At 60.0% G+C, this 13309-nt stretch carries 9 protein-coding genes; 2 read left to right on the forward strand and 7 right to left on the reverse strand.

The genetic code is table 11. From position 1 onward, the window contains the following. Nucleotides 1–105: 105 nt before the first annotated feature. From T9A_RS10955 to fadI, 6 genes are all read right to left on the reverse strand, one after another. Entirely contained in the window at nucleotides 106–1335 is a 1230-nt protein-coding gene (locus T9A_RS10955) for an alpha/beta hydrolase family protein (RefSeq protein ID WP_035248313.1), read from the reverse strand. A gap of 70 nt (nucleotides 1336–1405) precedes the next feature. After that, nucleotides 1406–2296 carry an alpha/beta hydrolase gene (locus T9A_RS10960; RefSeq protein WP_035248315.1) on the reverse strand — a complete coding sequence of 297 codons (891 nt, stop codon included), beginning with the start codon at nucleotides 2294–2296 and terminating at the stop codon, nucleotides 1406–1408. A 91-nt stretch (nucleotides 2297–2387) separates the two neighbouring features. Beyond that, nucleotides 2388–3590, reverse strand: a complete 1203-nt coding sequence (locus T9A_RS10965) for a CaiB/BaiF CoA transferase family protein (protein ID WP_035248317.1) — start codon at nucleotides 3588–3590, stop codon at nucleotides 2388–2390. A gap of 121 nt (nucleotides 3591–3711) precedes the next feature. Then, on the reverse strand, nucleotides 3712–6015 hold the full coding sequence (locus tag T9A_RS10970) for an acyl-CoA dehydrogenase (protein WP_035248319.1): 2304 nt from the start codon (nucleotides 6013–6015) through the stop codon (nucleotides 3712–3714). Between the two features lie 79 nt (nucleotides 6016–6094). Further along, the gene (gene fadJ / locus T9A_RS10975; RefSeq protein WP_035248321.1) at nucleotides 6095–8254 is read right to left on the reverse strand and encodes a fatty acid oxidation complex subunit alpha FadJ; all 2160 of its coding nucleotides are present in this window, start codon (nucleotides 8252–8254) and stop codon (nucleotides 6095–6097) included. Between the two features lie 22 nt (nucleotides 8255–8276). Then, complete coding sequence (gene fadI / locus T9A_RS10980; protein WP_052042844.1) at nucleotides 8277–9581, reverse strand: acetyl-CoA C-acyltransferase FadI; 1305 nt, start codon at nucleotides 9579–9581, stop codon at nucleotides 8277–8279. Nucleotides 9582–9755: 174 nt separating this feature from the next. Here fadI and T9A_RS10985 point away from each other — a divergent pair, with 174 nt between their 5' ends. After that, nucleotides 9756–10361 carry a TetR/AcrR family transcriptional regulator gene (locus T9A_RS10985; RefSeq protein ID WP_035248322.1) on the forward strand — a complete coding sequence of 202 codons (606 nt, stop codon included), beginning with the start codon at nucleotides 9756–9758 and terminating at the stop codon, nucleotides 10359–10361. Between the two features lie 111 nt (nucleotides 10362–10472). Next, complete coding sequence (locus T9A_RS10990) at nucleotides 10473–11390, forward strand: alpha/beta fold hydrolase (RefSeq protein ID WP_035248324.1); 918 nt, start codon at nucleotides 10473–10475, stop codon at nucleotides 11388–11390. Nucleotides 11391–11525: 135 nt separating this feature from the next. Here the strand turns inward: T9A_RS10990 and T9A_RS10995 are convergent, their stop codons facing one another. Further along, on the reverse strand, nucleotides 11526–13229 hold the full coding sequence (locus T9A_RS10995) for a BCCT family transporter (protein ID WP_084573480.1): 1704 nt from the start codon (nucleotides 13227–13229) through the stop codon (nucleotides 11526–11528). Nucleotides 13230–13309 lie beyond the last annotated feature (80 nt).

Here is a 13309-nt window from a genome sequence, read left to right on the forward strand (position 1 = left end):
GCTCGACAGGTCTATCCAAATTCACCGCCCCTATATCTCCCAAACCCCATTCGCATGTCGCAGATCCCCTCGGGGGCAAGCATGGCTCCAACGGGGAAGGTGGCTTCAGCCTCTCGCCGCCGTTGCTTTCTCTTCCAGCGCTGCCTTCATGAAATCGCGCATGGCTTTCAGATACAGCCCCTGATCCAGATGCAGCAGATGATTGCCCGGGAACCAGTGCAGATCGCAATTACCCCAGTGCTGGTGCAGCAGATGACTATGCTTGGGTGGCGCAAAGCGGTCGCCGGCACCGCCGATGATCATGCGCCCGGCCTGGGGTACCTTGCAGGGCCAGGTGAGGGGCGAATGCAGGGCGGTGACTTCCCGTAGACCCTGCAGGTCGGTGCCGTAGACCTTCTTCAGCAAGCCCACTTGCAGGTTGATCGGGAACCAGCTCTGCATCAGATCGATGATGCTGACCAGCGGCACATTGGGAATGGCGAAGGCCAGGTCATCTTCCAGGGCGGCCAGTAACCCGGTGGTATAACCGCCCAAGGAAATGCCAGTGGCGCCCATGGCCGGCGTGCCCTGTTCGCGTAAATAGTCCATGAACAGACGCAGGTCATGGATGGCGTGAGCAAAGGTTTCGTTGAGCAGCGCCATGCCCTGGCTGAAAAATTCCGCGCCACTGAAGGGCGCGAAACGGCCTTTGCGCCGCCCGTGGAAGGGCAGGGTATAAAGCAGCACATCAAACCCCTGCTTGTAGAACCAGGGCAAGGCCAACCAGCGCGTGTTGAGCCAGTAAGGGTCGGCGACAAAGCCGTGGATCATGATCAGCGTCGGGCGCGGTTCGCCGTGGTGACGCCAGTGCTGGGCCCAGGCGGTGCGGTTGCGGCGATGGCCCAGGTAACGGTCACGCAGCGCCGGGTTCTTGGGCTCGAAGGGCGAACGAAAACGCAGGGTATGGGCGTCGCCATCCTCCGGTTGAAAGTGATAGGGGGCCACCGGAATACGTTCAATATTTGCCGTCTGTGTAGGCCGGGAGAAGAACGTATTGGGATCCTCTTCCTGAAGAAAGGGGCGATAAAAATCCACCAGTGCCCGTTCTTCCCTCTGCCGCGAGATATTCAGTGTGGCGGGCAGGGCCGCAGCGCCGGCCATGCTGGCCAGGCCGGTACGCGCCAGGGTGTCGATGCTGGCGGTGTAGTCGATTCGCCAGCGGGTATCATTATCCGCGAGAAAATGATCCGGCAGCGCATGAAAGTTACCCGGCAGAGTCTGCCACCAGGGCTGGGCAAGCCGGGGCAGATCCTCGTCACAATAGTCGTCCGGATGGATGCGGGGCAGTTCTGTCATTACCGTCTCACTGTCACTGTGAACTATTCAGTTAACGCCGCTGCTGCGCTGGCAGCAATGACCAAAACAGTCAGGCGGTGCGGATAAACTCGACCACACTTTTCAGATCCCGATTTGCCTCCGGCAGGAAGGGCACCATGATCGGCCAGACATGGAACAGGCCGGGGCGCTCAATCCATTTCACCCGGACACCGGCCTGTTCTGCTGCCTTGCGGACTTGCTTGCCATCCGGGTAAAGCACTTCGTCGGTGCTGGCGGTAATCAGCAGCGGACAGACACCGCTGTAGTCACCCAGACAGGGCGACGCGTAGGGGTGCTTGCGATCTTCCTGATTGGGTAGATAGACATCAATCACGGTGCGGATAATGTCCGCCGACAGCATGGCGTCGCTGGGGTCCAGCGCGGCCATTACCTTGTCATCCGGGAAGGCATTGCTGGCCGGCGAAAACAGTACTGCGCAGCGTGGCTGGGGCAGGCCCTTGTCACGGATATGCAGCAGGGTGGCCAGGGTCAGGCCGCCGCCGGCGGAGTCGCCGGCAATCACGATATCGCTGGGATTCTTACCCTTGGCCAACAGGTATTCGTAGGCTTCCATCACCCGGTTCACGGCTGCCGGAAAAGGGTGCTCGGGCGCGAATGGATAAAGGGGCAGATAGACTTCGCCATGTAGCTGTTTTGCCAGGCGCCCGGCCAGGTTGTGATAGGTCTTTGTGACCCCGCCAATATAGGCGCCGCCATGCAGATACAGCACCGTGGTGGACGGGTTGCTGACACTCAGGTGGTCACCTTCGAACTGCGGTTCGCGGATCTGGTTGAGTGTCACTTTTCGGGGCAGCAGGGTGAGAACCGGGGTGTCATTGAACACCTTGCGCAGGTGACGGACCAGTTGCTGCTCGTTGAGGCCGTGACGTTTGATCGTGCGGCGGGTCACCGCCTTGATGATTTTTGCCTGAATGCTCATGGGACGTTCCGTATTGATTATTCTTTTACCCACTACCTTACTGTTTGTGCCCGTCCAGTAGCAGGGATGATCGGGTCAGAAAGCGCGGGCGTCAGGCCCGACGCTTATCCTGGTCCGTAAATAACGGGTTGTGCTCGCCCAGTGATGGGCTCTCACCGTCGCGGGTCTGTGCGCCCACAAAGCGGATGGGGGAGCGCAGCACCGGTCCTTTCTGGCTGTCGGTTACCAGGCCTCTTGCTTGCACCTGTTCATTGGCCAGGGCTTCTTCCAGGGTGAGGATCCCGGAGACGCAGGTATCCTTGTGGGCCAGCCGGGCGTCCCATTGATCGCGGGTGCGGGTCAGCAGGATCAATTGGATGGCCCAGCGCACCGGTATCATCAGGCGTCGCAGTTTTTTCGGGTCTGCGGCCAGGCGGGTCAATGCATCGTTGCCGCTACCGGCGGGCTTGGGTTTGTCGGCGGTTGAGCTGGAAGCGTTGCCAGTTTTTTTCTTTTTCTTCTTCCACAGAAAGGCTGGCGTAATTTCCTTCAGGAATGCCATGAAGAACTTCGGTTCCAGGGAACCCACCGCCAGGTACTTGCCGTCGCGACAGCGGTAGACGTTGTAGTTGGCCAGGGCGCCGGTGAGCATGTCCTTGCCGCGGGGCTGGCTGCTGCCGTGCTGGTGATGGGTGGCCAGCGCCATGCTCTGCAGGGCCAGGGCGCCATCCAGCATGGCCACGTCTACCCAGCAGCCTTCACCACTCTGCCGTGCCCCCATGACGGCGGCGAGAATACCAATGGTGCAATTCTGGGCGCCGCCAGCCAGGTCAGCGATCTGCACGTTGGACATGGCCGGGCGCTTGCCGGCCAGCCCGGTCTGATCCAGCACCCCGGCATAGCCCAGGTAGTTCAAATCATGGCCCGGGCGATCCGCATAAGGGCCGGTCTGGCCATAACCTGTGAGGGAGGCATACACCAGTCTGGGGTTAATGGCCTTGAGGGTGTCGTAGCCACAGCCCAGCTTGTCCATGACCCCGGGGCGAAACGATTCCAGCACCACATCGGCGGTTTCCACCAATTGTTTGAAGCGAGCCACGTCTTCTGCCTGGCGCAAGTCCAGGGTCAGGGACTGCTTGCCCCGGTTAACGATATCGAACAGCTCTGGGGATAGTTCGCGGGCATAATCGCCGCCATCCGGTTCCTCAATCTTGATCACGTCGGCGCCCAGTTGGGCCAGAGAGAGGGAGCAGAAAGGGCCGGGTAACAGACGGGAAAGGTCAAGGACCTTCAGGCCGTCGAGCAATGGGTTCATGGGGGATCCTGTCGCAGAGGCAGAGTATCAATTCCTTTGCACTGCGATATGGCAGAACAAAGGAATGGAAACTGAAAGAAAGAAAACCGAACGCCCGGAAGGGCGTTCGGTGTCAGGGGAGTTATTCGCCGACCGCCTTGGCCAGCTCATACTCCGGCGGCTGTTCCACACCACCGTCACCGGTGGCGCTCATGGCAGGAATGCCACCGGCGCCGTAGTACTCGTCCTTGGTGAACACGTCCACCTCGATGGCCAGCATGCAGGCTGCGGTAGCCTCATTCAGCAGTGCCAGTTCCGCATCGCTGATCACACCTTGCTGGGCCGCTTCGGCGGCGATTTCATCCACCTTGCCTCGGCCCAGTTTGCGGGCTTTCTGGGCGGCGCGGATCTTGGCGCGAACCGGCTCAGCTTCGGTGGTCAGGCGGAAGGCCTTGAGCAGACGCCCCAGACCCTGGTCGCTTTCTTCCGGCATGTAGTTGCCGCCCACCAGACGCTTGTACTGCTCGCCGTAGCTTTGCAGGGTCAGCGCGGCTTTGTGAGTCAGCTGGTCATCGGGCAGTTTGGCCAGCGGGTTCAGACCCAGCCAGATACGGCCCACGGTTTTCAGGATCACACCCACCGGGCCACCGAAGTTTTCATAGATGCCTTCGAAGGCTTTCTGGATCTGAGTCAGGCCGTATTCACCAGAATATTGCACCAGCGCCAGGTCTTCTGCTTTGCGGCCTTCGGCTTCAAAACGACGCAGGGCAGAGGTGGTGATGTACAACCAGGCAACCGCATCCGCATAGCGACCGGTCAGATTACCGCGGGCTTTCAGTTTGCCGCCCACGAAGAACATGGCCAGGTTGGTGAGCAAGCCAAAGCGGGTGGCTGCCCAGCCCAGACGACGGTAGATGCTCTTGGTCTTCGGCTCCACATCCGGCACCTTCACGGTGAACCAGCCACGGGTAACGCCGCGTACCAGGGTCATCACCATGCCTAGCAGGAACTGCAGCATCCAGCCGGTGAGGTTTTTGCGGAAGCTGGCCACATCCTCGTTTTCCACCGCCTGTACTACTTTGTAGGCGTAGGGGTGGCAGCGGGTAGCACCTTGACCAAAGATCATCAGGGTGCGGGTCATGATGTTGGCGCCTTCCACGGTGACACTCACCGGCGCGGAGTTGTACAGGCGACCCATGGTGTTGTTGGGGCCCTGCATAACGCCGTAGCCGGCAGTCACGTCCATGGCATCGGTGCCGATCTCACGGCCCATTTCCGTGGAGTAGGCTTTCATTACCGCGGACATTACCGGCGGCTGAATGCCGTGATCCACGGCGGAGCAGCCGAACACGCGGGCAGCGTCAAAGGCGTAGGTCATGCCGGCGGCCTTGCCGATCTTGTGCTCCACGCCTTCCATGCGACCAATGGGGATGCCGAACTGCTGGCGCACCATGGAGTAGGCGCCGGAAATCATGGCGCCGTGACGCACACCGCAGATGCCGGTAGCAGGCAGCGAGACCATGCGGCCGCCGGCCAGGGCTTCCATCAGCATTTTCCAGCCCATGCCGGTGTATTCCACGCCGCCCAGTACCTTGTCGGCGCCTACGATCACATCACGACCGACGATGGGGCCATTGGGGAAGTGTTCACCAATCGGCTGGTGGTGATCGCCGATATGCAGGCCTTCGGTACCCGGGGCGCCTTTTTCGATCAGTACCACGGTGATGCCCGGCTCTTCGCCTTTGCCCAGCAGATTTTCCGGATCGTGCAGGCGCACTGCCAGGGAAATCAGGTTGGCGACTGGTGCCAGAGTGATGTAACGCTTGCGGAAGTTGAGCTTGAACTTCACTTCGCCATCGTCGTCCTTGAATACCACGCCTTCCGCTTTCAGGGAGGCAGCGTCAGAACCGGCGGTGGGCTCGGTGAGGCCGAAGCAGGGAATGAACTCGCCCTTGGCCAGCTTGGGCAGGTAGTAGTTCTTCTGCTCGTCGGTGCCGTAGTGGCCAAGCAGTTCGGCGGCGCCCAGGGAGTTGGGGATCACCACCATGGCGCTGAGCAGGCCGGAATAGGAGCTGACCTTGGCCATGATGCAGGACTTGGCCTGGGTGGACATGGGCATGCCACCGTATTCCTTGGCGATCTGCATGGCGAAGAAGCCATTGTCTGCCATGAACTTGAACACATCGTCCGGCAGCTTGCGGGTGCGCGACAGCTCGTAGGCGTCGGCCATTTTCAGCAGCTCTTCTACCGGGCCGTCCAGGAACGCCTGTTCGTGGGCGGGGAGCTGGTCATAGTTTTCGGCGAGGATGTTTTCAAAGTCCACCTTGCCGCCGAAGAATTGACCATCAATCCACACATCGCCAGCTTCCAGCGCTTGCCGTTCGGTGTCGGAGATCTGCGGGAGAATCTTGTTGTCCCGCATCCAGTTCATCACTTGTTGAAACATGCTGTGGTTCCTTTGAGGTTGTTAGGCCCTGCGGGGCAGGGCGAACGTTTACAGGCGCTAGTAAACAGGCGCCGGACGCTTACTCGTAAAAGCGTTGTTTCTTTTTGGCCATCTCTACCAATAACGGAGCGGGTGTGAAGCGCTCGCCAAACTGTTCGGCCAGCCGCTCCAGGGTACGCACCGAATTGGTGAGGCCCAGGCTGTCCATGTAACGGAACGGGCCGCCGCGGAAGGGCGGAAAGCCCAGACCGAAGATGGCGCCGATATCACCGTGCATGGGGTCGCTGATAATACCGTCCTGCAAACAGTAGGCGGCTTCGTTGATCATCAGCCAGGCACAACGGCTGACGATTTCCTCGTCATCCGCATCTTTCTCGCTGGTGACATTCATCAGCTCATAGAGAGCGGTATTCACCGGCTTTTCGCCCTTGGCCACGCCTTCATAGATATAAAAGCCGCGGCCACTCTTGCGGCCCAGATAATCGTTTTCGATCATCAGGCCGGCGGCATCCGGTGACGCCATGCGGTCACCAAAGGCCTTTTCCAGTACCGGCCCCACCTTGGTGCCAACATCCACACCCACTTCGTCGAGCAGGGTGATGGGACCCACCGGGAAGCCGAAGCGCACCAGCGCCTTGTCCACAGCTTTCACATCCACCCCTTCGGTGAGCAGGCGGGTCGCTTCGTTCAGGTAGGGCGCGAGGATGCGGGTGGTGTAGAAGCCGGGGCCATCCTTCACCACGATCACGGTCTTGCCCTGGGCCTTGCCGAAGGCCACACAGCCGGCGGTCACTTCCGGGGCGGTCTTGTCCGTGGTGATGATTTCCAGCAGCGGCATCTTTTCCACCGGGGAAAAGTAATGCAGGCCGATCACGTTTTCCGGGCGCTCGGCGGCACTGGCGATGTCGGTGATGGGAATGGAAGAGGTGTTGGAGGCAAACACGGTGTGCTTGTTGCCGTTGGCTTCCACGTCCTTGAGCATCTTGTGCTTAAGACCCAGGTCTTCGAACACCGCTTCCACCACCAGGTCGAGCCCCTTGAAGCCGCTGTAATCAGCGGTGTAGGAAATGCGACCCTGTTCGGCGCTGGCATCGGCGGCGCTCATGGCCCCCTTTTTCGCGCGCTTGTTGTAGAACTCGCTGACGTATTTCACGCCATGGGCCAGGCCGTTATCGTCCCGGTCCTTGAGGCGCACCGGCAGCTTGGCCTTGTTGATGGTGGTCAGCGCGATGCCGGCCCCCATCAGGCCGGCGCCGAGGACACCGACTTTTTCGATGTTCCGGGCTTTCAGGCCGTCAGCCACAAAGGTTTCTTTCTTTAGGGTATTGGTGGCGTGGAAAATGCCGCGCAACTGTTTCGACTGGGGCGACATGGCCAGCTCGCCGAACAGACGGGCTTCGGTGGCGTAACCCTGTTCGATACCTTCCTCGAAGCCGGCTTCCACCGCATCAATGATGGCCGGCGGTGCCGGGTACAGACCGTGGGTCTTTTTCGCGGTCTGCTTGCGCGCCTGATCGAAGACCACCTTGCGGCCCAGGCTGTTCTGCTCCAGCGCTGCCTTGGTGAGGCCGTCCTTACTGAAGTAGCTGGCAAGATTGACGCTGCTTTCTTCCCTGGCGTCGGACAGCTCCAGAGCGCGGGCCACGGCACGGTCGTAGACGGCCACGCCTTCCACCACTTCATCCACCAGACCGATTTTCTTCGCCGGTTTGGCTTTCAACTGGCGGCCAGTGAGCATCAGGTCCAGGGCGGTGGCGATACCGACCTGGCGAGGCAGGCGCTGGGTACCGCCGCCGGCAGGCAGCAGGCCCAGCATCACTTCCGGCAGACCCAGCACGGTGTCGCTGCTGCTGGCGGCGATGCGGTAGGAGCAGGCCAGTGCCAGTTCCATGCCGCCGCCCAGGCAGGCGCCCTTGATGGCGGCAACCACCGGGATATCCAGGTCTTCCAGTTTCTGGAAAGTCTGTTGGCACTGGGTGGACAGATCGCTGACTTCTTTCGCGGTCTTTGCGCTTTCAAACAGCTTGATATCGGCGCCGGCCATGAATGAGCCTGCTTTGGTGGAGTACAGCACCAGCGCTTTGGGTTTGGCTTTCTCGATGGCAGCAAAGGCGCTGTTGAAGTCGTCGGCAAACTCCGCTTTCAGGGTGTTCTGGGCATCATTGGGGACATTGATTTCCAGTACTGCCACACCGTTATCCAGCGGCTTGAGAGTAAAAGCACGTTGCGTTTTGCTCATGGGGATCTCCTTGTTCCGCTGCTTATTCCGCTTCCAGCACCATGGCGGCACCGATACCGCCGGCGGCGCAGGCGGTGGTCAGGGCCAGGCCGCCACCGCGACGCTGCAGTTCATACAGTGCCTGGCTGATGACGCGGGCGCCGGTGGCACCGAAGGGGTGGCCGTAGGCGATGGAGCCGCCGTTCACGTTGAGAATGCTGCGATCTACCTCGCCGAGAGCGGCGAGGCCGGTCTGGCTGCGCACATAGTCGTCATCGGCCAGGCCTTTCAGGTTACAGGCCACCTGACCGGCGAAGGCCTCGTGCATGTCCACCAGGGTTAGATCGTTCAGGGTGAGGCCGGCGCGGGCCATGGCCATGGGGGCGGCCAGCACCGGGCCCATCAGCAAATCATCCTGCGGGCTGCGGGCAGCAAAGGCGTAGGAGCGGATATAGCCTAGTGGCTCGTAACCCAGCGCCTTGGCTTTTTTCTCGCTCATCATCAGCAGGGCGCCAGCACCATCGGTGAGCGGGCTGCTGTTGGCGGCGGTGACGCTACCGGACACCTTGTCGAACACGGGCTTCAACTTGCTGTAACCAGCGCGCTCGGAATTCTTGCGCACCAGGTTGTCGTCCTTTAGCGGGGTGGCCTTGGGAGGCAGGAAGGCGGTCATCACCTGCTTGTCCAGACGACCTTCGGCCCAGGCGCGGGCGGCGTTGCTGTGGGACGCATGGGCCAGGTCGTCCTGCTCCTGGCGGCTGATGCCCCATTTCTTCACCATCTTCTCGGTGCTTTCGCCCATGGTCTCGCCCACCGAGTATTCGGTGATGGACGGCGCCTGGGGCAGCAAATCTTTCGCCTTCAGCTGGCTGAGCAGTTTGATGCGGTCGGTCATGCTCTTGGCGAAGCTCACATCGCGCAGCACGGCGCTCAGCTCCGAGGACAGGGGTACCCGGGCAGAGCTGGTGGAGTCGGTACCACCTGCGATGGCGATATCGCTGTAACCGGCGACGATATTGTCCGCCACGCTGGCGGCGGTCTGGAAGCTGGTGGCGCAAGCACGGGTGATGGAGTGGGCGTCTACCGTGTTCATGCCCAGTGCCAGGGCAATCTCCCGGGCGATAAAGGGCGCTTCCGGGATCATCACCGTCATGCCGAACACCAGTTGTTCGATGTCGCGCTGGTCCAGGTTGTTGCGGGCCATCAGTTCTTTTACGGCCATGGCGCCCAGCTCGATGGCGTTCATGTCTTTGTAGTGGGTGGCGATACGGGCGAACGGGGTACGCAGACCATCCACCACGGCCACGCGGCCACTACGGCCAGCCAGCTTCATTTTGCGAACAGGCATTCCAGACTCCTTGCAGGGGTTGCCGGTCACGGTGTAATTTTGATTACACGAAATGTGACATTGAATGGTGACAAAGTGTGTCGAGACTAGAAGCCTCTTGGCAGGGAGTCAATGTCGCAATGAGCTCTGTCCGACACAGGTGTAATAAGAATTACAGAGAAAGGAAATGAGCGTGTGAGAAACGGTACGGCAGTACTTCCCGAATCCCGCCAGGACCCGGCGGTGCGCCAGCGCATCGAATGGGCGGCGGTGCAGGTGTTTGCGGACTCGGAATTCCATCAGGTCACGCTGCAGCAAATTGCCAAAGCGGCTCAGTGCAGCCTGCAGACCCTGTATCGCTACTACGGCAGCAAAGAAGCGCTGCTCAGCGCCTGTCTGCATCACGGCCTGGAGCAGTTGGCGGAGCGCATGCTGGATCACCTGGCCGGCATCGATACGTTCCGCGACCGGCTCAGCAAGGTGTTCTGGGTGGTGCTGGACTTCTTCGATCGCAACCCGCAGATGGGGCGGATGATGATCAACTCGGTGTATCCGGGCCGCTGGGGCAGCGATACCACGCCGGGGCAGCAGCGGCTTACCGAGCTGTTCCTGAGCGTGCTGGGTGAAGGGCAGGAGCAGGGTATCCTCAATGGTCAGGTGGCCACCCCGATCCTGCTGGATTTCTTCTACGGCGTACTGCTGCGCATTTCCCAGATGCATCTGCTGCGCGGCCGTACCGGGCGCATGGCGGATCAGCACGGGGTGCTGTTCGATATGTTGTGGCGAGCGATTACGGTATAGCTCGATGTGAACTGGTCGGCCCATCGGGCCAATCGCGGCGTCGGAACTTGTGGTTTGCCCGGGGCTTTTCTATGTTGATCAGCTCGCATTAGAACAATGAAGGGATCACATATGCAGTCAGGCACGGTGAGCAGTAACGGTATCGAGCTTTTTTATGAGAGTCGTGGCCCGGAAAACGGGGAGCCCATTGTCTTTGTCATGGGGTTGTCCGCGCAGATGGTGTTCTGGCCGGAACCGTTGCTGGATACACTGGTGGATCGTGGCTACCGGGTGATCCGCTTCGACAACCGGGATGTGGGTAAATCCACCCGCATTCGCAAACCGTTCAAGCAGGGGCCGCTGGTCGCCTTGCTGCGTTATACCCTGGGCTTGTCCGTGGACAGCGCCTATACCCTGCACGACATGGTGGCCGACACCGTTGGCCTGCTGGATGCCCTTAACATAGAGCGTGCCCATTTTGTTGGCGCCTCCATGGGCGGCATGATCAGCCAGTTGCTGGCTGCCACCCATCCGGATCGGGTGTTGTCGCTCTCCTCAATCATGTCCAGCAACAACAGTCCCTACCTGCCATTGCCGAAACCGGCGGCCCTCAAGACCCTGGTGGCCCCGAGAGTGAAGGTGGAAACCGAAGACCAGTTCGTGGCTTTCGGTCTGGAAATGATGAGCAAGCTGGCCGGCACCCTGCCCCAGGGCCGCGACGAACTGGAGGCCATGTACCGTGAGTGCTGGGCCCGCGGCATCAACCCGCGTGGCATCCGCAACCAGTTCCTGGCCGTCCTGGCCACCGGTACCCTCACCAAACACCTCAAACAGATCCGCTGCCCGACCACCGTGGTCCACGGCGGTGCCGACCCGTTGATCCGCCCCGCCGGCGGCAAGGCCTCTGCCCGCCACATTCGCGGCGCCAAGCTGGTCATCATTCCAGGCATGGGCCACGACTTCCCGCCGTCGGCGATTGACCGGATTGGCGATCTGATTGCCGAGACGGTGGCACGGGCCAATTCGGTGGCTCAGCCGGCAATGGCGTAAGGGCGGAGAATAGTTAACAGTGAATAATCAATAGCTCGCGGAAGCGGGGTGTTGATCAGGAAAGAAAAAGGCCGCTTCCATGATTTGGGTGCGGCCTTTTTTGTGTTTGCAGGTTGGGAATGTCCTCGCCAGCGTTCAGCCGGGTTGATCGCCCGCTGCAGCATCTTTCGACTGCACTGTATCGGCTTCTTCCGGTTCAGAGGGTAGCGTCTCCGGCGCGGTGGGATGGGTTTCTTCCGCCGCCAATCGTTCCGCTTCCCGTTCAGATTCTCGCAGTAGCAGCCGTTCAATCCGTTCATTCAGGAGCTTGTCTCTCTCTTCGCGGCGGCGCGATTCCAGGGCCAGGTCTTTATAAAGAGAATACGCCATCAGGACCATCAGCAGCATAAACGGAAACGCGGCAACAATGGAGACGGTGCGAAGACCAAGTAGGCCGCCACTAAGTAGTAACGCTGACGCCATCAGTAGCTGCAGCAGGCCCCACAGGATGCGTACAAAGCGGGTAGGGTTAAGGATGCCTTTGGAGGTAAACATGCCCAGCACGAAGGTGGCGGAGTCTGCCGACGTGACCACAAACATGGCCACCAGAATGATGGCGCCAATTGCCGCATAGAATCCACCCGGCAGTTGCTCCAGCAGTACGTAAAGCCCGGCCGGCACTTCCTGTGCAACTGCGTCAGCGATACCGGCATTCCCGAACAATTCGTAGTGGATAGCGGATCCGCCAAAGGTGGAGAACCAGAGCATGCTCAAAATCACTGGCACGATCATGACACCAAGGACAAACTCGCGAATTGATCGGCCCCGGGAAATACGGGCGATAAAGCTGCCCACGAAGGGCGCCCAACTGAGGCCCCAGGCCCAGTAAAAGATGGTCCACTGCTGCACCCAGTGTTCACTGGAATAAGGGGTGGTTACCAGGCTCATTTGTATAATGTTACCCAGGTATTCACCTACGGTTTGAGTGAATTCGCTGAAGATGAACGGGGTGGGTCCGAGTATCAGAACAAACAGTAAGAGCCCCGCTGCCAGCGCCATGTTGGCACTGCTGAGATAGCGGATTCCCCACTTCAGGGGCGTCATGGCAGAGAGAATAAATAACACGCCGAGCCCGGCCATGATCAGTAGTTGCGGCGTTGCCCCGTAGGGTACGCCGGAGAGCCTGGCTAGCCCGCTATTGATTTGCAGCGCACCCAGACCGAGTGTGGTGGCCACACCAAAAAGCGTAGAGACGACCGCCAGAGTGTCGATTGCCTTGCCCCAGCCGTGATCTACTCTGTCACCGAGCAGGGGCCTAAAGGTTTCACTGATCAGTCCGTGGCTGTTGTGACGGAAGCGCACATAGGCAATAGCCAGCCCGACCACCGTAAAATTAGCCCATTGATGTAGCCCCCAGTGGAAAAAAGCATAGCGCATACCCGTCTGTGCAGCTTCTGCAGTTCGTGGTGTGCCGATCCCGAGGGGGGGCGAGTTGAAATGCATCATGGGCTCCGCTACGCCCCAGAACACCAGGCCTACGCCCATCCCTCCGGAAAAGATCATGGCCAGCCAGCTTTTGAAACTGAACTCCGGCGGCTCGTCATCCGGGCCGAGACGAATACTGCCGAAACGAGAGAAGGCCAGCCCCAGAGCGAACAGAACAAAGCCGCTGGTTGCCATCAAGTATAACCAGCCAAAATTATTGGCTGTTGCATCAAGGATTTTCTGGGCTTGTCTCTGCACCGTTTCGGGGTCGACCATGGCTGCTGCCAGAAAACCGGCAATTAACAGCAGCGATAGATAGAAGACGGTGCCGACATCGCCCAGTAGCTGGTTTTTCCACCGTCTTAGCCTGTCCATAGTGTTCCTTGTGCGGTCAGTGTCTGTTTTTCTGGCTTTGCTATGATATGAATCACCAGGGAAGAATTGGTGTGTGCCTC

Source organism: Alcanivorax jadensis T9 (assembly GCF_000756655.1).
In the GTDB taxonomy this organism is placed as follows: Bacteria; Pseudomonadota; Gammaproteobacteria; order Pseudomonadales; family Alcanivoracaceae; genus Alcanivorax; species Alcanivorax jadensis.

Bases quoted from the DNA above. Each gene is read 5' to 3' on its own strand.
- T9A_RS10955 (WP_035248313.1), bottom strand. From the start codon at position 1,335: ATGACAGAACTGCCCCGCATCCATCCGGACGACTATTGTGACGAGGAT.
- T9A_RS10960 (WP_035248315.1), bottom strand. From the start codon at position 2,296: ATGAGCATTCAGGCAAAAATCATCAAGGCGGTGACCCGCCGCACGATC.
- T9A_RS10965 (WP_035248317.1), bottom strand. From the start codon at position 3,590: ATGAACCCATTGCTCGACGGCCTGAAGGTCCTTGACCTTTCCCGTCTG.
- T9A_RS10970 (WP_035248319.1), bottom strand. From the start codon at position 6,015: ATGTTTCAACAAGTGATGAACTGGATGCGGGACAACAAGATTCTCCCG.
- fadJ (WP_035248321.1), bottom strand. From the start codon at position 8,254: ATGAGCAAAACGCAACGTGCTTTTACTCTCAAGCCGCTGGATAACGGT.
- fadI (WP_052042844.1), bottom strand. From the start codon at position 9,581: ATGCCTGTTCGCAAAATGAAGCTGGCTGGCCGTAGTGGCCGCGTGGCC.
- T9A_RS10990 (WP_035248324.1), top strand. From the start codon at position 10,473: ATGCAGTCAGGCACGGTGAGCAGTAACGGTATCGAGCTTTTTTATGAG.
- T9A_RS10995 (WP_084573480.1), bottom strand. From the start codon at position 13,229: ATGGACAGGCTAAGACGGTGGAAAAACCAGCTACTGGGCGATGTCGGC.